We start from the raw sequence: 23,644 nt of genomic DNA, 5'->3' as shown, positions 1-23,644 counted from the left end.
TCTCTTCACAAAGTACAACCGTTTTAATCTAATCCGTAGACACCGGACCTTAACCTCTAAAATTATCCTGATTTGCCAGGAACCAATCGAAGGCATGACGCAAGCCGTCTTCCAGATTATAGGTATGTTGCCAACCCAGTGCGTGTAAGCGTGACACATCCATCAACTTGCGTGGCGCACCGTCTGGTTTGGTGCTATCCCACACGATGTTTCCTTTGAATCCGGTGACTTTGGCTACGGTTTCCACCAGCTCTTTAATGGTACAGTCTACGCCGGTACCTACGTTAATATGGCTTAGCATTGGCTCGGTGTTTTCATCATAGGTGGCTTTATCAAGTTCCATTACATGTACGCTGGCTGCAGCCATATCATCCACATGTAAAAACTCGCGCATAGGCTTACCACTACCCCAGGCAACCACTTCGGCATCACCGCGCTGTGCCGCTTCATGAAAACGACGTAACAGCGCAGGAATCACATGGGAGTTTTCCGGGTGGAAGTTATCATTGGGGCCATACAGATTGGTGGGCATTACCGAGCGATAATCGCGACCATATTGGCGATTATAACTTTCGCACAGTTTAATACCGGCGATTTTAGCAATAGCATACGGCTCGTTGGTTTCTTCTAAGGTTCCGGTAAGCAGGGCTTTTTCGGTCATAGGCTGCTCAGCCAGCTTAGGGTATATACAGCTTGAGCCCAGGAACAACAGCTTCTGCACATCATTAGCATGGGCCGCATGAATGATGTTTGCTTCAATCATCAGGTTTTCGTAAATGAATTCAGCCGGATAGGTATTATTGGCGTGAATACCGCCCACTTTGGCTGCGGCTAAATACACTTCATCAATGTTGTTGTCAGCAAAAAACTGTGAAACAGCCGCCTGACTGGTGAGATCCAGTTCGCTACGTGTTTTGGTAATAATATAAACGCCACCACGCTGCTCTAAATTTCTTACAATGGCTGCGCCCACCATGCCCCGGTGGCCCGCTACAAATACGGTTTTCATTGCTTTTGGTTTACCTTATTAGCTAATAGCAAAATCAAATATCTTTAAGGATACTTTGCAAGCAGAGAGACCACAAGCCTCGCGGTTGGGAAACGGCTTTTAATCTTTCAGCCAATTGAGCCGGTTTATTGCCCGCAAGCGCGAGTAAGGCCCGTTAAAATGATAAATGGCTTTTAGTTCCGGCTTTAAAACAAACAGTAATTCAAACCAGCACACAGCATCGGCCAACTGTTGTGCATTGTTACTTAAGAACAACCTCTGTGCATGCTTTTTCACTATTTCCACGTTACAGCTATCAACCCCAACACGCTCGACTTGTTGTGAACCATTCGACTGTATTTCAGCATTAATCGCCTCAATTACCCGCCTATCGGTCAAACAAGCAACGTGATCATGTGGTATGGTAACAAAACCAATTTTTGCAGCATACTGATGCCACCCCAACATACCGTAATCTTTCCATTCCTCAGTGTTAGCAGGCGCTTGCTGGTTAGGCCGGTGTTTCATTGCAACTACTTCGATAACCGTTGCATTGAATTTGGGAATATCCTTGGTTAACCAGGAAAAAGCCCTTAACCTTTCAGCACCAAAATGTTGTGCCCTGCCATGGGGCCCTGCGTCGCCAATAAAGATGGTACGCACATCGACACCGGCTTTTTGAAACTGCGTGGCAGCAAAAAAAGCTGGCTTAGCCCCGCTGCTGATCCCATAAAAATATAGCGGACCGCTAATGCCCAGTTGCGCTATGTAATTAACCAACTTATCCACCACATCACTGAGCTGGGGTTGCATCTCACCAATAGGATTATACAAAGCAGTTGTCGGAACTTTAGTGATCCTGATATCCGGATCCAGTAAATGATCAAACTCCCCTAGTCCGGCGAGGCCCACAAATGGCGGCACAACAATGAGGTTCTTATCACTGTTTATTTTCTCGGCTTGCGGTTGATTGTGCTCGGCAATGTGAACATACAAGCCCTTTAAACTAAAAGGTAAAGCAATGTTTTGATAATCAATACGGATCCCAAGGCGATTATCCAGTTCCGCAAAAAAATTCATGATGGCAAGGGAATCGGCATTCACTGTCTCCCAAGTATGGCTGTCCATCCCATTTGTGGGTGTTACCCCAAAAAACGTACACCACTGCCATAGCATTACCTTTAACCAATCAGTGTGTTGAGGCTGCGCATTAAAAGCTGCAATACCCTCTTCAAACTGACCTTGCAAAGGCACTATAACTGGCTGTTCGCTATAGAGTTTCGCTTCGGCCCATCGTTTAAGCTCGGCCATGTCTAACTTATAGTTGGGTAACCTTGGCAATGTTTCTCGCACCAGCACGGCAACAGGCTGTGCAGCAGCAGAATATGCTTTGCCCAATGCCTGCTTTAGCGCGGGTACAATCGCATTGCTCACCTGTAAAAGTGGACTATCCAACAAGTCCGCCGCAAGTACCCAGATAAGTGAGGGTGAATCATCGATACCCGCCTGGTTTTTACGAGCCAGCGCAAGTACCTTGCACACATCCGGATGTTGTGCATTTTTATGCTTGCTCAGCCATTCCCGGCTAAACGCTTCAAGGTCGGCAACGTCGATTCGATGGCCACGTACCTTTACTTGTGAATCGGCGCGCCCCACGTATTCTAATAGCCCACCAGGTATCTCCCTAAAGCAGTCTCCTGGCATAAATCGTCGTGTCTCACTTTCGCCTTCCACATGGATAAATGCCGACTGAGTTAGCTCAGGGTTCTGCCAATACCCTCTGGCCAAATAAGCACTTTCGACCTGAACAAAGCCAACTTCGCCGGGCATTACATCGCTGGTATCGGTTAAGGTTTCCTGTTTTACCAACCGGGTTTTTCGGTCTTCAATGGCATATCCGGCTGGCAAGAGAGTAGTGGATAATTGCGTTTGTTTATCGAGTAACCAATGCCGGTACAGCGTGGCACATTCCGTGCTGCCAATCCCTGTATAGATTTGGACGTTACCCGGAAAACTCTGGTATAAGAGGTTGACTTCTTTAGCAAAAAATTTGTCGCCAGCAATGTAACATAAGCGCACTGAAGTTAAGGCTTCAGGATTAGGCTGACTGGCTAAAAATGCCCGCAGCAAAGGTGGTATAGCATGAAAAACCGTTATTTTAAAATCACTTACCAGGCTTGCCATACCGATAAAGCCGATGGTTTGCGGACTTGCCGGCACCAGTGCAGCGCCGTTGAGTAACGCAGCCCAGATATCGCGGATAGCACCGTTCACAGAGGGCGAATAAAAGCCGCTAAAACAGTCCAAACTACTAATACCAATTGCTTTACTGTATTGCATGACATCGTGTAATAAGCCGCGCTGATCCTGATACACGCCCTTAGGTGTTCCGGTGCTCCCGGAGGTATATAAAATATAGGCGTTGTCAGTGGCCTGAGGTTCGGGAGGGAGTACATAAGATGCATCGCCTGCACTCTTTAAATCGTTGGGCGAAACGGTTTGACAGACGACCTGAATATCGTCGCGAAGCGCCTCATCATCCTCGCACACAACCAGTCGGCAGCCAGCATGATGTATAATAGCGAGAATGCGTTCGCGAGGGTGATTAGGGTCCAGCGTTACATAGGGTCTGCCCAGTCGGATCACCGCCAGCATGGTACTGATAATGGCCGTTCCCGGCGGCAGCAAAATTGCTACAGGCCTTCTCCCCGGCTGTAACAAGCTTGGGCAATCCCCCATCTGTTCGGCTTTCTCTGTTACTCTGTGCAAACCTGCTGCCAGCGTTAAACACTGCTCATACAACGCCTTATAATTAACTGCTTGATCACTGGTGCTATAAATTGCAGTACGCGAAGCGTACTGTCTGGCAATCAACTGAAAACGTTTAAATACACTGGCATTTAACTCTTCGGTCGCCCAAGGGGTAGGCTTAGACAAACTGTTTGGACTCAACATTTGCTTAAGTTCTCGTTATGCATTAAGCAGAGAAACTGCGCTTTTAAACTTATCGACCCAGCGTGAAATACTCTTCGCAGGCACAGCTAGTGGCACTACGCAGGGAGCGGTAAAGAGTGTTCTGCGCTGCTGGGTAACATATTGAACCTGCTTAATTTTATCTCGCAGTTGCATTACCGAGCAATCCTCCCAAAATGCCAGGGGTAAGCCAATTACCAATTCATTGTTACGTTGTTGACAAAAGGTTTCCAGCGGCAGGTTATCTTCCGTCAGTTCATAATGAACAGCAACATCTGTAGTATCTGGCAGGCCATCAAAATAAACCTGTCTGCCATGCACATGCAGTATTACCGAAGGGTAAGCACTCTCGTCAGTCAGGTGGGTCCGAATAAACGCAATCAACTTTTCATCAGAGGAATCCCCCAGCAGCCGGTAAAACTCAACAGGCAAAATTGCTTCTGAGCGGTGTTGCATCGCCAGGTAAAAGTGTTGAACGCCAGCTTGCAAATAGCGGCTTACCAATAACTGGGTGAGTTGGGTAAGTTTATCCAGTACTGCAAGTATCAAGCGAGGCATGCTATAAATACCGTTAACTAGTTGTTCTTCACCCGCCAGCATAAAAAGTTGTGTTAGCGGCGTAAAAATCGTGGCATAGGTGGGCCGGGTATGATTTTTTACCAGTAAGCGACCTGCTTCGATTATCTGCTCTTCAATCAGGGAAAGTACTTCTGGTAACGCAGCAAGCGCTTTAAGTTCTTGCTCGCCTTTCACAAAGCGCGCATTAAAAGTACGACGACCCAGCACATCGTTCTGCCAGTGGGCAATGCCGCCGCGCTCTGCCACCTGATAGTTACCTGCCGGCGTCAGCTTTATGATATCGCTGGGTACCTGGCGGTAAAACGCCTCGATATCGTGGCTCAGGCTATGTGCTGCTTGGTCAGCAACCGGGTGATGTTTCCAAAAGGCGATAAGGTTTAATGCGCCGAACTGCTCAGCACCTTCTGACCAGGTTTTTACATTCATACTTCACTTCTGTTAAAAATTGTAAACTCTAAGCACTGCGATGATAATTAATGCCCCCAACTATTCAGGCTAGTATAGATTACAAGCCAATAGATGAGCTGTAAAACTCCCACATATGAGATTTCAGGATAGTGGGCACACTTTTTATAAAACTAAGCCTCTACGTTTGTGCTGCCATAATATTGGCAACAGGGGTGCCAAAGACTATATATAAAGGGCTCGTATTTCAACTCAAGCTCCAGAGTGCACGAATTCAACTCCGAATGTTGACACATCAGATTTTGACTTCTTAAATAGCGATTAAATACGGCAGTGATATACTAAATTTGGCTAGACAATGGCTGTTAAGAAACAGCGCAGACATTAAGGCAAGATTTAACTGGCCCCGAACATAACTTTAAGATTTAAAATTTTACAGTGATTTAAAAATCAAACCTGCCTGATATTTTTAAGAGGACTTAATGGCATTAATAAAAAATGAGGTGCTGTATCTACCGATTGGCTGCTCTTGTATCAATCAGTTCCAGTTGGATTTTAGTTTTTCTCAGTATGGAACTCAGGATAGCCACTTATTCGATTGGTGCATAACGACGCCAGATGCAACAGCAAAATTTTTCAATAAGAAAGTGCCGTTTTTAACGTCACTTTCTGACATTGAGGTATTCCACCCAAACCATGTCCGATCAGTCAAAGAACCGGGATATCTCTGGTGGCATCTGGAGAAGATAATGCCCAGGTCACTATTTCCAATTGAAACGCCGGAAGATTTAGCACCAGGATTTGATGAGTTAGTCAGCAGGCATCAACACCATGTAAGAAAAATGTTTGAAGAAGAATATTCGAACGTTTGTTGTATATGGTCAAGCATACAACCTAATCTTAAAAAGACAGCAGAAGATGTAGGGCTTTCATATGATCTGTTCTTCCTTTCGGAAGACAGATATAACGCATTAAATACCGCGGTGAGTAACCTTAAGTGGCGTGACAGCAAGGCTGCATTTGTAACACGGGTTGAGGATTGTGAAAGCAGTTTGCAAGAAAAGAATAATGTTATTTTTCTCGACCTGGAACGTTCGGAAGAATATAAGGGGCAGGCAGGCCTTTATGATCCGGTTTGGCAGTACTTAGGTCTCAAATGATAGAAATCAAAATTGGTAAGGCAGGCTCGCCTCATCCAGGTTTTGGCCATATTGTAATGGCGTTGCTTGGATTTATACATCACGCTCAGTTATCCAACAAGAAAATTGCCCTTAACGATTCTGAGTGGGTATACGGTAAGTGGAGAGACTATTTCCAAAATAGTTACTTTTACCCAGCTTATGAGCCCAATGAAGTCACTGAAGTCTTTGACTGTACTGATAAAGATATTAAGTGGGGCCTGCTGTACTGGGAGTTGTATATTAATAATGACCCGGAGTTTTACCTTAAGTACCTGGCAAAATTATTAGAATTTAATGCTGAAACTGCATCTTTCGTAAAGGATAAAAAAGCGACGATTGCCGATCGTAACATTTGCCTCGCGACACACTTCAGATTAGGCGATAAATCAAAACAAAACGGATTGGATAACAAAGCTATTCTGGCAGCCTTTGAGCGAAAACTGGCAATATATCCCTCTGTAAAAACAGTTTTTTTTATGGGCGACGAATATGACCCACTTAGAAGCTTGATAAACAAATATCGTGAACAGTTCGATATTCTCTCGCTATGTCCTGACACTTATGATGGGAAACCAGGCATACGATCGAGAGACAATCTATTGTTATTGCTCGCAGAAATGGAAATTGCCTCTCAGGCTAATGTCTTTATTGGTACCTATTCAGCAGTTACATTGCTCATTTACTCATTGCGAAAACTGGCGGGGCGTTATAATCATTCCATTATGGGGAATGGCCATCCTTTTTACGACTTTATGGCAAAGGACATGGCTTAAGACATTCATGCCAAACTTTAATTACACTAAGAGGGGCATATAAGCCCCTCTTGATATACAAACTTATTACTTATTTATTCAATTTCTCGCTTAGTTCAGCAATCTTTCTCTCTAGCTCGTTGTTTTTCTCAATGAGTGCTTTAATGGCTGCCAGCGACACCCCGGCTAAATCGTTATACGAAATGCGTTCTTTTTCTGCACCATTTAAGCCGAACAATGTATGAAAATCCTCCGACAATGGCCCCAGATGCTGGACACTATCATCGTCGTTAATGTAGTTCCATTTAAGTATATTTAGCTGAGAAACCTTTTCAAGCACGCTTCCTGTATCTACCGAAGCAATGTTTTCTTTGAGTTTGAAACTGGAGCCACCTGATACCGTACCTTTTACAGTCAGATTACCGTTTTTATCCAGGTTAAAAGGCCGGCCACTTGTTGCTGTATTGGCAATTGAAATATCACCATTAGCTCTTATTCCCAAAAACCACTTTTCGACATCTGGTGAAGCAGCCGTATTCACAAACTCAATGTAGGAGTTGTTGTTATTACGAAGGGATAGAAGCACCGCGTTCTGATTAGCGGTATTGGTGTTCTCTAAAAGTAGTGTTGGGGTTGTATCACTAACTGTATCTTCAATAGTGACTGCAGACGAACTCGCGATAGCCCCCAAACCTACTTTTCCATCGGCATCAACATTAAAATAAGTATTTGCACCGGCAGCATCTTTAATCTCAAAACGCCCACTTGGTGCGCTGGTGCCTATTCCCACATCACCATCGGATGCTACGGTAAACTTCGAGGCACCACCGGTAGTTTGCACATCCAACAGTCCTGTTGGGTTAAAACCGTTATCAATATTAATGCCAAAAAATCCTGCAGGACTCACCAGCACAGCATGATTATTTGCATCAGCGGGATGGGCAATATCAAGCAAGCCATCGGGTGAAGTGGTTTCGAAACCTACATCACCATCTGTGTCAATATAAATACTCCCTGCCGGAGCTCCTGCTCTAATACGCAGGGGTAACTTACCGCCGCTGGTAACATCCCGAACAAAGAAATTGGTTTCGTTGCCGCCCACATCCCATGACTGCGCCGCAAACCCCTGAGAATAGTCTTGTTCCAGTCTCAGTGTTGGGCTGTTACCCGTGGTTACATGCAACTTTACCGCCGGACTGGACGTACCAAACCCTATATTGCTGTTTGCGGCGACGACCAGAGAATTATTGCCAGCACCGTCCATTATAGTAAATGGATAAGTACCATTATCGATATTATTGATTCGGAAATAGTTTGCACCACCATTTGCAGAATCATTAATGGTTATCTCCCAATCTCTGGTGGGAAAAGAACCCGACGCACTGGTATCAGTAAACCTTATCCGCAGGTTATTTTCTTTAAGACGAATAGTATCAAAATTAAAATTTTCGCCATTAGAACAATCAAAGCCTACACATAAACTGCCAGACACTATTACATCATCCTGGAACAGCTGATCGGCAACAACCGCTGTAATGGGTAAACAAAGTACTACGCTTATTGCGCTGGTTAAAAGTGTGGTATTAAGCTTCATAATACATCTACCCCAAAAATTCAGTATTCAACAATGGATGATTCTGGTCGTCCCGGCAATTCACCGGCCTTTGGCTCTGTAACCATTTGGGGTACCTCTATACCACCGTCTTTCACCATAAAATAACCGGTCATTTTTTTAGACACGGCCATATTGGTCTGGCCGCCTCGCTCTCTCCCGTTATTATGGACATCAGCTATCATTTCATTTGTAATCCTGATTGCTAAAACTTCATACTCGTATCTGCCATCGTAAGGTAAGTTCAGATCATAGATATTTAAACTACCGTAAGTGTTATCAACAGTTTGCTTAAACCCTTGCAGATTAGTGATAGTGAAAACATATTTATCGTAATAATCGGATGTAAATACGCTTAAATCACGGTCTGACAGAGTAACTACCATTCCCTTTCCCTGCGTATTATTAAGTTCTTCCTGATGCTTTTGCTGTAACATCCTTTCCCTTATTTGCTCAGCGTCAACACCGCGATCCTCCTGAGCAAAGGCATCTGAAACATTGACCAGCAGTGAAGTCGTAAACACCGCCTGTAATGTCATAAGTTTTAATTTTCTGCTGCTAAAAGACACTATGTTTACTCCTCAAAATACTCAGGTCGCATCGTAAAAAACTGGATAATTAATCTGCTTGTCACAGTACTCTCCTTTTACCCGGCCTTTGAGCCGAATTCGAGTTACTGTACAAGCGGTAAATCAGGATCATTAACAACCATCCAAGCACGTAGGCAGATAAGCTACCGCCATTAGATGGTTGCGGATTCGATACATAAACGGTCAGGGTTGCACTAACTTGTTGTTCGCCGTCAGTAGCAGTGTAGATAATAGTCACGGTTGCCGCCATATCAGCAACGGGTGTATAGCTGATTTCGTTGTTCTGGATAGCAACGGTGCCGCCAGAGGCTGTTACATCGGTTATAGTCAGCACATCTCCATCCGGGTCGATGTCATTGGCTAATACGTCTACCACTATGGTTCCCTTGCTGTTCATTCTCGCTGTATCATCCTGCAATTGCGGGCCGCGATTGATATTGACGTTCAGCGTAGCGGTAGCCATGGCAACCCCGCCATTGCCATCCGACACGGCATAGACCAAAGAGTCTTGCCCAATAAAGGCTGAAGGCGGCTCGTAAATAAGCTCGTTATTAACAATTTCTACGGAACCTAAGTAAGCATTGGCAGATACCAGGGTAAGCGTATCGCTATCCACATCACTGTCGTTCGCCAGTACATTCAATACTGCCAAGGTAGTGGTTTTAAAGAACAGCTCATCATCTTGTGCCACCGGCTTTTGATTCTCGCTACTCATAACAGACAGCACAGACGGATCGACAATTATGCCGTTAGCTACACCGTCATCATCATTAGGGCCACCATCACTGATGGTCAGGCGAATACACCAGTGCCCTTCTGTTAAGCCTTCTGTCCAGCTTTGAGCATCAAGCGGCGGGCAAATACCCGGTTCGCCTTTAGCCGAATGAATAGCATCGGTCGCGCCGTTCAGTTCAAAATCCTGCCAGCTTTGCAGTACAGAATGGTATTTACGGTAAACCGCACCGGCCGGAATCACATTCTGCTGCGGAATAACAATACTGTAGCTTGATCCGATTTCGTTTAGCCCACTAACAATAAAGTCCACTATCGGATTCACCGGAATAAACCCTGTATCTGATGGCAACGAGTGTTCGTTAATGACCAACGAGTTGGAGGTAGCTAGCGCAACATCGCCTAAAATCAGACAAGGTCCTGTATCACCCTCAGCCAGGTAGGTATTCCCGGGTGTTAATGAGAACACCTGAACTTCGCAGCTATCATAGGCATCCAAATAATTGGGTATGCCGTCACCGTCGTTATCCGCGTAGCCCTCTTCATTATCTGCGATGCCGTCACCATCGGTATCGGCACCGCCAAGCTCTGGAGTCTCAGCGTTGAGTTTCAACAGCGCTTGGGCTGTACCAGTGAGACCATTTACATCCGTTACTTTCGCTTCTACCCAATACACCCCCGGTGTCAGGGTCTCTGGAGAAAACCTGAATAAGGTGGGTTCAGCAGAGATATTGAGTGCGGGCAAGTCTGCAGAACTGGCGCTCCAGTCTACATAAGCAATCTCACTTGCTTCCCTGTTTTCCAGAGTCAGATATACATCCACCATACCGGCTTGCGGGTAGATAGTGGTTAATGACTGACCGTCCTGCAATGCAGACAGTTGAACCTTAGGCGCAAGAACAGTTTCAACAATTGTTAAAGTATGTTGTGAATTAGCTACATTTAACGATGGTGAAAGTGTCACCACCAGCGTTTCATCACCTTCGGTTAGACTATCGTTAACGGTATCAACCGATATAGTGCCCTGCATTCCGCTATTAATAACTAATGTGTCGTCATATAAATTATGATCGCCATTATCACTGGTACCTGAAATAGTGTAAGGGATAAACACCGGGTACTCTGGCGCCGGACCATTAAGCACAACCTTAATAGTTGCGCTACGGCCTTCTTCCACTCGTTGCGCTTTATCAATATTCACAAGAGGATGAACAGTGACAAGTTGAGAGCCTTGCACAATCTCATCGCCACGTTCTGCCTGCCAGATAACCGAATGCTTACCAGGCCTGAAGAATGGCGGAGTTTGTAGTGATACCGGAATCGCATTTCCGTCCTCATCGCTGGCTTGTGCCAGACCCAGAGATACGCGGGTGATTAGGCCTGTTGCGTCAACTTCAACGTCCTCCGGTACTGTTAGATAAAGCGCTGCTCCACTGTTATCGTCACTGGTTACCGTTACCACCACTTGCGCCGAGGCCGTTAAGCCTTCGCTGTCTTCCACGGTATAATCAATAACCACCCGACCACTAAAGTTTTCTTCGGCCGTGTAATTCAGTTGATTTTCCACCACAGTAAGGCTGCCTTGCGAGCTGCTTGCGCTAATCACGGTTAAGCTTTCATCGTCTACATCTGTATCATTATTCAATACATCAATGATAACCGCAGACCCCGAGACAACTGTCGCTTCATCATCCACTGCCGTTGGTGCATCATTTACCGGGCTAACTAAAACCGAAACCATCGCAGGTGACGATGTATATTCACCATTGCTGGCCGTAAAGGTAAAACTGTCATCACCAAAGAAATCTTCTTCTGGTGTATACGTTACCAAAGGTAATGTTCCGGAAATCTCTCCCGACATAGGTTGCCCGACAATTTCGAATGTGAGTGGTTGATCATTCGGATCGGTAGCCGACACGGTAAATGTTACGCTGCCATCTTCTTCTACTTCCACGCTGATACTATCTGCTTTTGGCGATAACGAGTCTTTACTTGTCACTTCAATAGAGAACGCAGGCAGACTAGTGCTAGCCCCCTCTTCATCGGTTACTGTGAGAACGATATTTTCGTACGCTCCTGCCTGCTCCTCTTCCGGTACGCCGGTAAGCACTCCGGTAGTCGGATTAAAGGTACTCCAGGCCGGCGCGTTTTGAATAGTGAAGATCAGCAGACTACTGTCGATATCGGTGGCATTGGGCACGAACTGGTAGGTGTTGCCAGCAATTACAGACGTAACAGGTGTTCCGGAGATACCTGGCGCGTCATTTACCGGGATCACGGTAATAGTCACCGTTGCTTCATTTGACACATCGCCATCAGTATCTCTTACTGTGTAAGCAAATATATCCTCGCCATAAAAGTCAGTATTTGGCGTGTAAGTTACCGTTCCATTGCTATTTACCTGAGTAACCCCATTGCTCGCCGGTTCGGTAACGCTAATCCCCGATACATCCAGCGTGCGGGTAGGATCGCCGTCGTTTGCCAGTATGTTAAGGGTTACCGCTGTGTCCTCATTCGCTTCGGTGCTGTCATTGCTAGCCACCAGACTGACAGACTTGAGCTGCAAACTAATTTCAACCGTTGCTATACCAGACAACTCACCTTCGAAATCCATTACCTGGTAGCTAAAGGAATCTGTTGTGACAGTAGCCTCATCATCAGGTGTATAACTGATAGCGCCCGTAACATCATTAATGGTTACAGAACCCTGGGCCGGCTGCATCACAACAGCCACACTGCCTGGATCTATCCTATTATTCACATCTGAAATGGTGTCAGGGTCACTGTCATTACTCAGCACATCCAGTACCATTGGCTCCCGAGTACTAATTTCAAAATAATCATCAGTGACTACCGGTGCGTCATTAACTGGTATAATGGTTACCGTCACTTTCGCTGAAGCAGACACCAATCCTTGTTGATCCGCAACGGTGTAGAAGAAGCTATCTGTACCGAAGACATTTGCATCTGGCGTATAGGTTACCTCTCCGGTATTGCTGTTTACACTGGCAGAGCCCAGATTTCCCTGGCTGACTACTATCACACTCTGCTCGTTAAGGTCATTTTCACTGTCTGAATCATTGCCCACTACATCAATGATAACCGCTTCGTCCTCATTGGTTGTTGCGCTGTCATCCGTGGCAACGGGTTGATCGTTAACCGCACCAACACTTATGGTTACCGTGGCATCAGCACTCACTGCACCCAGTGTATCCCTGACTGAATAGGTAAACACATCGGTTCCAAAGAAGTTAACGTCAGGCGAGTAGATGACCTGACCCACCTGCAATGAACTATCGTCCGCCGCGGCCTGAGCATCTACAATCACCAGGGTGCCGTTATCCACGTCATCGATTATTACCACAGTAGCCGGGTCTATGGCATTGGCATCCAGGTTACTCTGCTCATCGATATCCGTGTCATTGCTAAGAATGTCGATAACCAGTTGTTGCTCTTCGGTGGTCGACACGGTGTCGCTGGCAGCTACCGGTTCATCATTTATGGCATTCACCGTAACCGTTACTGTTGCGGGTTCAGAAGTACTGCCTTGGGTGTCAGAGACTACATAAGTAAAGCTGTCCACGCCGTTAAAGTTGGCTTCGGGTTTGTACGTCACCTCTCCGGTTTGCGAATCCACGCTAACCGAACCCTGCAGAGGATTTGTATCAATGGTTACACTGGTAATGTCTAATCCGTCAGACAGATCCTCATCATTTGCCAGTACTGGTATTATTACTTCGCTATCTTCGTCAACTGTCGCGGTATCGTCGTTATTTCCCGGCGGTTCGTTGGCAGCGGTAAATACCAGTGCATCAGTAGCCAGGCCTGACCATGCATTACCGGCAACATCGGAAATATTGCCGCTATTTATAACAATTGAATATGCCTCATTTTGCGCTAACTTTGACGCAAAAGAAGCCTTCAGTACCTTCGCTGTTATGGTTACCGAGTCGCCCGCCAGAGAGAGCGTTTCTACAACGGTATTATCGGCCTGCCTGACTAAATCTATATTCCCGTTATCACCCCTGATGTCTTCATCAAAGGTTAAGCTTACCTGTAAACGGTTATTCGCCACGTCCATTTCTTCATGTTTTGGCGAAGAGCTTAGCAGTTGAGGTTGAGTAGCGTCGTAGTCCACGGTAAACGTGGTTGCTGCAGTGTTACTATTGCCGGCTGCGTCTTGCACCACATTGGCTGCAACATCCACGGTTACCTGCCCTTCAACCGACGGTGAAATCGTCGCGTTATATACCGAGCTGCTGGTTGCCGAAACAGCGCTAACCGCAGCATTAGTTACCGTTATATCTGCCATCGTAAAACCATTTACTGCTTCACTGAAAGTGAAAGTCGCGGTAAACGGAGCGTTGGTTACTTCGGATACTTCGGCTGTTATTACCACCGATGGCACACTGTTATCGTAGAGGGTACTAAATTGCTTTGCAGCAGTGTTACCGTTACCGGCACTGTCCTGAGCGACGTCAGCCGCCACATCCAGGGTTACGGCACCATCATTTTCAGGTGTAACCGTGGCCGTATATACCGATGAACCGCTTTGAGCAAAATTACTTATGCTTGCGTTGCCTGCCATGATGGCTGCCATAGTAAAGCCGCTTACCGACTCACTGAAAGTAAAGGTAGCGGTAAAGGCCGCATTGGTGAGGCTGCCGCTGTCGGCAGTGATCGCCAGCGAGGGAGCGGTAGCATCATATAAGGTACTAAATTGGGTGGCCGCCGTATTAGCGTTACCGGCAGCGTCCTGTGCCCTGTTAGCGGCCACTTCCAGCGTTACCAAACCATCACTGGTGGGAGTCATCAGCGCAGTATACACTGAGCTACTCGTTGCCGAAAATCCGCTTACCGTCGCGTTGCTAACAGTAATATCTGCAGCGTTAAAGCCAATCACCGCCTCACTGAAGGTAAACGTAGCGGTAAAGGCGGCATTTGTTTGTTCTCCGCTATCTGCGGTGATCGCCACTGTTGGTGCCGTAGCATCGTATGAGGTGCTAAATTCAGCAGCCGCTGTATTACCATTACCTGCGTTGTCCTGAGCGACATCGCCCGCCACATTGAGTGTGACCGTGCCATCAGCACTGGGCGTAATGGTGGCGGTATATACCGAGCTGTTGATTGCCGAGACAACGCCTACTGTGGCATTGCTTGCCGTGACATCTGCTGCCGTAAAGCTGCTCACTGGCTCACTAAAGGTAAAGGTGGCGGTAAAGGCGGCGTTGGTGAGGCTGCCGCTATCGGCGGTAATCGCTACCGTTGGCGCGGTTGCATCATATGAGGTACTAAACTGGGTAGCCGCCGTATTGCCGTTGCCCGCACTGTCCTGCGCGACATTGCCCGCCACATTGAGCGTAACCGAGCCATCAGCGGTTGGCGTAATGGTGGCGGTATATACCGAACTGCTCGAAGCCGAAACAACACCCACTGAGGCATTACTTGCCGTGACATCTGCTGCCGTAAAGCCACTCACCGGTTCACTAAAGGTAAAGGTGGCGGTAAAGGCGGCGTTGGTCAGGCTGCCGCTATCGGCGGTAATCGCTACCGTTGGCGCGGTTGCATCATATGAGGTACTAAACTGGGTAGCCGCCGTATTGCCGTTGCCCGCACTGTCCTGCGCGACATTGCCTGCCACATTGAGCGTAACCGAGCCATCAGCGGTTGGTGTAATGGTGGCGGTATATACCGAGCTGCTCGAAGCCGAAACAACACCCACTGAAGCATTGCTTGCCGTGACATCTGCTGCGGTAAAGCCACTCACCGGTTCACTAAAGGTAAAGGTGGCGGTAAAGACGGCGTTGGTGAGGCTGCCGCTATCGGTGGTAATCGCCAGCGTTGGCGCGGTGGCATCATACGAGGTACTAAACTGGGGGGCCGCCGTATTGCCGTTGCCCGCACTGTCCTGCGCGACATTGCCTGCCACATTGAGCGTAACCGAGCCATCAGCGGTTGGTGTAATGGTGGCGGTATATACCGAGCTGCTCGAAGCCGAAACAACACCCACTGAAGCATTGCTTGCCGTGACATCTGCTGCGGTAAAGCCACTCACCGGTTCACTAAAGGTAAAGGTGGCGGTAAAGACGGCGTTGGTGAGGCTACCGCTGTCGGCAGTAATCGCCAGCGTTGGCGCGGTGGCATCATACGAGGTACTAAACTGGGGGGCCGCCGTATTGCCGTTGCCCGCACTGTCCTGCGCCACATTGCCGGCTATGCCCAGCGTGACCATGCCATCTGCGCTGGGGGTAACAGTAACGGTATAAACCGAGCTACTTGTTGCGTTAAAAGAGCTAAGTATGGCGTTAGCAACCACGATATCACTTACCGTAAACCCTGTTACCGCTTCGCTAAAAGTAAAAGTCGCCGTAAAGGCCGCGTTGGTATCCGTGCCACTATTAGCCGTGATAGCGACCGTTGGCGCGGTAGCATCGTAAGAGGTGCTGAATTGCGTAGCTGCTGTATTGCCGTTACCGGCGCTGTCCTGAGCCACATTGCCCGCCACATCCAGCGTCACAGTTCCATCAGCCGTTGGGGTAATGGTAGCGGTGTACACTGAACTGCTCGTGGCCGAAATCACGCCTACGGTTGCGTTACTTGCCGTGACATCCGCTGCGGTAAAACCACTCACCGGCTCGCTAAAGGTAAAGGTGGCGGTAAAGGCGGCGTTGGTCAGGCTGCCACTGCCGGCAGAGATCGTCACTGTGGGGGCAGTTGCATCATACGAGGTACTAAACTGGGTGGCCGCCGTATTGCCGTTGCCCGCACTATCTTGTGCCACATTGCTGGCCACATCCAGCGTTACTGAACCATCAGCAACTGGTGTAATGGTGGCGGTATACACGGAACTGCTGGTAACCGAAACAACACTCACTAAGGCATTGGCGGCCGTAATATCCGCTGCCGTAAAACCACTCACTGCCTCGCTAAAGGTAAAGGTGGCGGTAAATGAACCATTGGTCAGTGAGCCGCTGTTAGCTGTAATGGCCACAGTGGGTGTAGTGGCATCGTAAGAAGTACTGAACTGAGTAGCCGCAGAGTTATTGTTACCAGCGCTGTCTTGAGCCACACTGGAAGCAATATTTAAGGTCACCGCACCATCACTGATCGGCGTAACCGTTAGCGTATAAACTGATGCACTGGTTGAATTAAAATGAGTTAATATAGCATTGTCCGCAACGATATCTGCAATATTGAAATTGCTTACGTCTTCACTAAACGTCACCGTGGCAGTAAACGCTGAATTAGTGAGCGCGCCACTGCTGGCGGTAATAACCACTGTTGGTGCAGTAGTATCGTAGATAGTGCCAAGCTGAGTAGCTGCCGTGTTATTGTTTCCCACACTATCCTGAGCAGCATTGGCCGACACATCTAAAGTAACGACCCCCTCGTTAGTTGGCGATATCTTTGCGGTATACACTGAACTACTGGTTGCCGATAAGGTACCAACCGATGCGTTGACCGCAGTAACATCGGCCGCCGAGAAACCTGTTACCGGCTCACTAAAGGTAAAGATGGCGGTAAAACTACCGTTGGTGGCAGTACCAACTATGTCCGAGGTAATAGCTAAGGTTGGCGATGTACTATCGTAAGTGGCCTGATACTGTGTTGCACCGGTATTACTATTGCCCACACTGTCCTGTGCAGTACCTGCTGCCACATCCAGCGTTACCAGACCGTCTTCGTCCGGGGTAACGGTAGCGGTGTAAACAGACGTACTCACAGCGCTAAAATTGCTCAGACTGGCATTACCCGCAGAAATATCCCCAATGACGAAGCCACTTACTGCCTCAGTAAAGGTAAAGGTGGCAGTAAAGCTACTGTTATTAAAGCTACTGCCTAACAACGAAGACGTGATGGTTACACCTGGCTGGGTGTTATCAACCGTAAACGTGCCGGAAGGCCCGGCATTCCCCGCCACCTTGGTTGAGTTTCTGGCTGTACCAGAGCCTATACTAATCCCTAGCGAACCATCACCAGTAATACTGGATAACGTCACCGTTGCCGTGTCGGTATCGCCATTAGTTACTGAAACCGTTGCATTAGCAGTGCCTGTTTTATTGAGGGCAATCGCTGTTGTAGTGAGGTTTACCTGCGTAGTGTCGGTATAACTAACAGTATAAGTTACCGGCCCGGTATTGGTTGATGATGCATCAGGAGACCCTATGGCAATGACAGGATCTGCAATTGCTGGCACCGACTCGTAAGTTACCGAAAGTTGCGTGGCGACGGGATTTTTAACCGTACTATCCACTGCATCATCAACTGCATTAGCCGGCAAATCAATGGTTACCGCACCGTCGCTTGTTGGTGTGATTTCTGCTGTGTAGTTACTTCCGCTACCTGCAAAATCCGTTACCGAACCATTTCCAACGACCAAATCCGCAGCCTCAAAGTTAACGACATCGCGACTAAAGCTGATGGCTACCGGAATGGTTGGGCCCGACGTAGGGTTACTCGCCGTAGAGCTTAAGTTAACCGTTAATGTCTCTACCGCTAGCGTTGTGTTGATTGCACCGGCAGTCACTAAACTGCTGTTAACGGTTGCCGATACTGTTGAGCTGGTGCTGGTGTAAGTACCAGCGGTAGCCCCAGCCGGGATATTCACCGGCACGTCAAAGGTACAGGTATCCCCCGGTTGCAATTCGCCACCGGAAAAACTTAACTGGGTTGTGCCGGATAGGGATGAGCCGCTACCGCAAGGTGTTGCAGGCAGGCTACTCGCCGCCATAGTACTGATCACCGAAGTCAGACTATCGGTAAACTCGATTGCCGTGGCCGCGGCGGCATTGGCCGAGTTGGCAAATGTGTACCTTAACGTACTTTGGCTGCCAGGCAGTACCGGATTAGTCAAAAAGGTTTTACTGGCCGTCAGTCCGGAAATTAATAAACTCTGACTGGCTGCTGCATAAGAAACGGAGGTACTGGAAACAGTGGCGCTTACCACGCTTGAATCCAAAGAAACACTTCCACTGGCGGCGGTTACCGGTATTTGCAGAGATAAAGAGAAAGTACAGGAGTCTCCGGGCGATAACGATCCGCCAGCAAGTGTTAGTAACGAACTACCGGAAATAGCAGAGCCACTGCCGCACACGTCGTTAGTGGTGCCTGTGGTGGAAACAAGCCCGGTGAGCGCTGCGTCCAGATCCAGCGTAAAACCGACATTAGTGGCATCACTTACGGCATTGGCACTGTAATCCAAAGTAAAGGTTGCTGTAACGGTATCGCCTGGTAGCGCAGCAACACTGGACAACGAAATTGCCAGTGCTGGCGCTCCGATTACAGACAGGGTATCGCTGGCAGTATTACCAAATAACGACTCGCTTGCTACGGTGCCGCTGATATTGCTGGTGGTAAAGTCGAAGTCGCCCAGATTACCATTCGAAGGCACCGTTAACACTAAGTCAAAGGTACATGAATCATTGGCCGACAGCGCACCACCAGCCATAACAAAATATGCTGTGTCACTGATAGTTTGCTGAGAAAACGTAGAACCACTACCGCAACTATTAGCTGCCGGTAAGGTTTTTATAAGCATACCGGATATCTGATTATTTAAGCCCAATTGAAAAGTGGCATCACTCAATGCATTAGTCGTGTCGGTATTGGCAACAGTATAGCGCAGCGTTACATCGCCGCCTAAAACCACCGGGTCATCAATAAACGACATATTTACCGTTGGCGCTTTGTAAATACTGATTATATTGCTGGTTGCTGTACCCGTAGTTGCCGAACCACCCAAATCATATGCAATACTGCTGGTCGTATTGGTGTAGCTGCCCGCAGCGGCGTTGGTGGGGATCAGTACACTGACATCAAAACTACAGCTTGCACCAGATGCGAGGCTGACGCCCGACACAGAAAGCGAAGATGAACCTGATATAACAGAGCCTGAACCACAAAAGCCATCTGCTGGTAATGCCGTGGCGGCTAAACCGCTTAACGCCGCGTTGAGGTCGTTGGTAAACGACAGGTTGGTAATATCCTGATCACGGTTGTTATTTAACAAATCAAAGGTAAGGGTTATGGTTTGACCCGGCGACGCAGAGGCAGGCGCACTGATGTTTAACAATGAGCGTTCGATGCTCAATAGTGTAGTGTTCTGAACTCCCAAACTCACCGGGTTTTGGACAAGAGTAATACTGCCAAAATTTTGTACCGTTGCATTGTAGAGCATTCCGGAATCGATGGAATAAGCACCAACGGATGACGCTGTGATATCAAAGCTCGCGGTGCAACTGCCTCCTGCCGGTACTTCAAAATACCCCAGGCGAACTGCGTTGCTTCCCGGCGTGACAGTCACCCCGCTGTACTGTCTCTGATAGTCACTCACCACGGTACAGTTGGTGGCCGGATTAGGCTGGTCAGAGACCACAACGCCATCTGGCAGCACGCTGTTTAAATGCAGGGCCGCCATATCCGAACCATTGTTAGAATTGTCAAAGGTATAAGTAAGCGTACTGACTGCCTCAGGCGCAATGGTTGATGGGGAGACAGCGATAGATAATTGAGGAATGGAACCATCAACCGTCAGCGAAGCACTGGCATTGCCGGAATTTCCTTCTGAACTGGTAAGATCGCCTGTAGTATTGCTGTAGGTACCTGCTGTACTACTGGTCACATCCACCGAAATAACACAGGTTTGCCCAAGCCCAAAGCGGTCGAGAGAATAACTAACGCTGGAACTACCGGCTGTTGCGGCAACAACGCCGTTGCAACTGTCGGTTATATTTACCGGCGAGGCAAGTGTAACACCAGCTGGCAATGCGTTGGAAAAAGCAACATCCAGTACCGACGTATCATTTGCTGAGTTATCGATAGTGTAGGTGAGTGTTGATACGCTGCCTGGTGCAATAGTTGTTGGCGAAAAGGCAGCCGAAAACGTTGGCGTTCCGGCCTGTGCACTTGCCATGCCTGCAATGATACAGGCAAGACAAAAGAACAATAACCATAATCCCTGAATACGAGTCTTAAAATGGCAAGCCGTAAAAAACTGAATCATTGTGTTTTCCAATTATGTAAATTGCCCTTCTTACGAAGGCCTTTGGCCTGCTCGGCTGTTTTTATGCTACACCACAAAAACGCAATCAACCAGACATACGTATGCTACAACCATTGTTTGTCAGCACGAAACGGCTCAGCACCGGGATGCTTTTAAAAATCGGTATAAAAGTTTAGAGGTAATACGAGTGTTTACAAGACTACTTAGACTAATTAATCATAAAAAAACAAAAATTTTGACTTTTATCAAATATGCAGCCCTAATTGACCAATATATACTGGCAATATGTGGATTGTATAACTATGCTAGCCACGATTCTCCGGTGTCTTCTCATTTATATAGAAGTAAAATTTAGAGTATGCAATTAAATAATTTTTTTGTTTTGCTAAGTGGTTTGTGCTTATTTTCGTGCACGTCTACTTCCCCTCTCTCTCCCGAAAAGAAAGTACAATCCCCAGCGCAAGTTAAGGCTCAACGGTTTATTCTTAATGATGGCTTACAAGTTAGTCTGGCAGCACCACAAGGCTTTCTCCTGACACCTGAACATTACGGTTTTATTCAACCGGAAAGTTTTTCACGAATAAAAGTGTATGAAGTAGAGGTGCCCTATCAGACCTATCTGGCAAGCCTGACTAAAGCTCGGCTTGCCCAGCATAAACTGCAACTGGTGGCAAAGCAGGCAGTAACGGTTGAAAATGCCGAGTGCGAACTGTTGGACGCCAAACAAGCTATCTCTGGCACGGTTTTCGACAAACAATTACTGATTTGTGGCGATCAGCTTTCTTCTGTAGTGGTAGAAACCAGTTATCCGGAAAGTGCCAGAAGCCACCACAAGGAAGCTGTTCATCAATCGTTAATGAGCCTGAACGTTAAAGCGGAGAATAAGCTGAGACTGTTTACCGGCTTACCTTTCAGATTAACCCAGACTCCGGGGTACCGAATCACCAAACGTTTTGGTAATTCTGTTGTCATGGTTCCTCAATCAACGGGATCAGAAAAAAGCTCGGTAGTGATTAGCCACGGTACCAGCGAGAACGCAAGCATCGAAGAGCTGGCAGAGCAGATTATCAGTAAAGGCTTAGCCCCAACAGAAATCGAAATCCGGTTTAGCGAGCAAACGCAGTTGAAGCACATGCCTGCATTAGGCACTGAAGCTTTTATTACAGTGGCAGGCGAAAGTTTTTGGATGAAGCAGATATTGAGTTATCAGGGAAATCGCTTTTTACTGATTCAGTGCCTGGTACCCCGCGCAGAAAAAGCAACAGCCGAGCAAAAATTTGCAAACTTATTGCAGTATTTTGAATTTAAGTAAATCCCGGTAAAACCTACCGATGCTGTATTGGAATTTGATGCATACACTTACCCGACAGATCATAACAGCGGTTCCTCGCCTCGCTAAAAAGGAACGAAATACCACTATATTAATTGGCTGGTTGACCTCTGCCGTTCTGCTTTTATTGTCTGGCATGATAAACAAAACGTATGCCGATTCGGAGGTAATAGTAAATCATGATAATGCCCCCTCCTATTTGGATCGAGAACTCCTACAATTAATCGAAGCACAAAGCATTACCGCAATTCATACTCCCAAAACTCAGACCCCAGAACAGGTAGCGCTGGGCAAAGCCTTGTTTTTCGACAAAATACTGAGTGGCAGTAAGGATATAGCCTGCGCTACCTGCCATCATCCTGCACTAAATTCGGGTGACGATTTGAGCCTTTCTATAGGTGTTGGCGGCAATGGTCTAGGCTATACACGGGTCCTCGGTGAGACCAGGCGTGTAATCCCCCGAAATGCCCCTGAGATTTTTAATCGCGGCGCGCCACAATGGCAAACGATGTTCTGGGACGGGCGAGTTGAACTGACTTCAGATGGCCGCCATGTTTCTCCTGCAGATGAAAAGCTACCGGCGGCGCTCCTGCAAGATATTGTTGCCATGCAAGCAATGTTTCCCGTGACTTCACGACAAGAAATGCGCGGCCGAAAAGCTGACCTCGATATTGATGGACATGCAAATACCCTGGCAGCGTTAGGCGATACCGATTTTGAAGAAATCTGGGGGCAGATAATGGCCAGGGTTCTGGCCATTCCAGAATACGTGGAGCTGTTCAATAAAGCCTACCCCGGCGTAGCGACCGATGATTTACATTTTGCTCATGCGGCAAATGCGTTATCGGCCTTTCAGACATTCTCGTTTGCCTTTGAAGATAGCCCGTGGGATCACTATTTAAGAGGAAACCAGGCGGCATTACCTTCCGCCGCAAAAGAAGGGGCCATTTTATTTTATGGTCGTGCAGGGTGTTCCTCCTGCCATAGCGGTACTTTAATGACAGACCAACAGTATTATAACCTGCTAGTGCCGCAGATTGGGCCCGGCCATCGTGACAGCTCCGGTTTTGATATTGGCAGAGCGCGGGTCACCGATAAAAAGAAAGATGCCTTTGCTTTTCGCACTCCCCCTCTGCGTAATGTTGCAATTACCGGCCCCTGGATGCACAACGGCTCTTATACTTCGTTAAAAGGGGTAATAGAACATCATTCAGAACCGCTTGAAATGCTGCAAAATTATGACATTTCACAACTTGATCCTAATTTAAAAAAATCCTTTCGGTTGAATACCTCAACCATACTGGTTATGGCGCAAACGTTTTCATCCGAAGTCAATGCTGTACCTCAGCTGACCGAACGGGAAACCGAGCAGTTAATTGCTTTTTTAGAAGCTTTAACGTCACCCTCGACAGGAGACTTGCTGTACCTGGTTCCTCAAACCGTGCCGAGCGAATTGCCCGTAGACCGTTAACTTTGGGTAACACGATTTTTGGAGACTTT

The 23,644-nt window shown here is 47.4% G+C and carries 10 protein-coding genes; 4 read left to right on the top strand and 6 right to left on the bottom strand.

What is annotated here, in order from left to right; all coding sequences use genetic code 11:
* Positions 1-49 precede the first annotated feature (49 nt).
* From fcl to AC2T0J_RS11580, 3 genes are all read right to left on the bottom strand, one after another.
* Positions 50-1,009 (bottom strand): GDP-L-fucose synthase, encoded by a 960-nt coding sequence (fcl, locus tag AC2T0J_RS11590; RefSeq protein WP_489810266.1) that lies wholly within the window; start codon positions 1,007-1,009, stop codon positions 50-52.
* Between the two features lie 99 nt (positions 1,010-1,108).
* Positions 1,109-3,943: an AMP-binding protein gene (locus AC2T0J_RS11585; protein WP_489810265.1), complete on the bottom strand. Its 2,835-nt coding sequence runs from the start codon at positions 3,941-3,943 to the stop codon at positions 1,109-1,111.
* Between the two features lie 15 nt (positions 3,944-3,958).
* Entirely contained in the window at positions 3,959-4,966 is a 1,008-nt protein-coding gene (locus tag AC2T0J_RS11580; RefSeq protein ID WP_489810264.1) for a uroporphyrinogen decarboxylase/cobalamine-independent methonine synthase family protein, read from the bottom strand.
* A 461-nt stretch (positions 4,967-5,427) separates the two neighbouring features.
* Here AC2T0J_RS11580 and AC2T0J_RS11575 point away from each other — a divergent pair, with 461 nt between their 5' ends.
* Together AC2T0J_RS11575 and AC2T0J_RS11570 are read left to right on the top strand one after the other, a co-directional pair.
* Complete coding sequence (locus AC2T0J_RS11575; RefSeq protein ID WP_489810263.1) at positions 5,428-6,105, top strand: hypothetical protein; 678 nt, start codon at positions 5,428-5,430, stop codon at positions 6,103-6,105.
* On the top strand, positions 6,102-6,899 hold the full coding sequence (locus AC2T0J_RS11570; RefSeq protein ID WP_489810262.1) for an O-fucosyltransferase family protein: 798 nt from the start codon (positions 6,102-6,104) through the stop codon (positions 6,897-6,899). The genes AC2T0J_RS11575 and AC2T0J_RS11570 overlap by 4 nt, the downstream gene beginning before the upstream one ends.
* A gap of 70 nt (positions 6,900-6,969) precedes the next feature.
* Here AC2T0J_RS11570 and AC2T0J_RS11565 read toward each other — a convergent pair whose 3' ends face one another.
* The 3 genes from AC2T0J_RS11565 to AC2T0J_RS11555 all read right to left on the bottom strand — a co-directional run bounded on the left by AC2T0J_RS11565 (position 6,970) and on the right by AC2T0J_RS11555 (position 20,814).
* Positions 6,970-8,472, bottom strand: a complete 1,503-nt coding sequence (locus tag AC2T0J_RS11565) for a tail fiber domain-containing protein (RefSeq protein WP_489810261.1) — start codon at positions 8,470-8,472, stop codon at positions 6,970-6,972.
* A 20-nt stretch (positions 8,473-8,492) separates the two neighbouring features.
* A complete protein-coding gene (locus AC2T0J_RS11560) occupies positions 8,493-9,059 on the bottom strand; it encodes a hypothetical protein (protein ID WP_489810260.1) in 567 nt (188 codons plus the stop codon).
* Positions 9,060-9,120: 61 nt separating this feature from the next.
* The gene (locus AC2T0J_RS11555) at positions 9,121-20,814 is read right to left on the bottom strand and encodes an Ig-like domain-containing protein (RefSeq protein ID WP_489810259.1); all 11,694 of its coding nucleotides are present in this window, start codon (positions 20,812-20,814) and stop codon (positions 9,121-9,123) included.
* Positions 20,815-21,172: 358 nt separating this feature from the next.
* On the opposite strand from AC2T0J_RS11555, the gene AC2T0J_RS11550 reads away from it, so the two are divergent.
* Positions 21,173-22,126, top strand: coding sequence for a hypothetical protein (locus AC2T0J_RS11550; protein ID WP_489810258.1), 954 nt, complete (start codon positions 21,173-21,175; stop codon positions 22,124-22,126).
* 217 nt (positions 22,127-22,343) lie between these two features.
* Complete coding sequence (locus AC2T0J_RS11545) at positions 22,344-23,615, top strand: cytochrome-c peroxidase (RefSeq protein ID WP_489810257.1); 1,272 nt, start codon at positions 22,344-22,346, stop codon at positions 23,613-23,615.
* Positions 23,616-23,644: the final 29 nt, after the last annotated feature.

This window comes from Alteromonas sp. ISO5 (assembly GCF_058105165.1).
The sequence above is the reverse complement of the archived record's forward strand: the minus strand, read 5'-3'. Positions and strand labels throughout refer to the sequence as shown.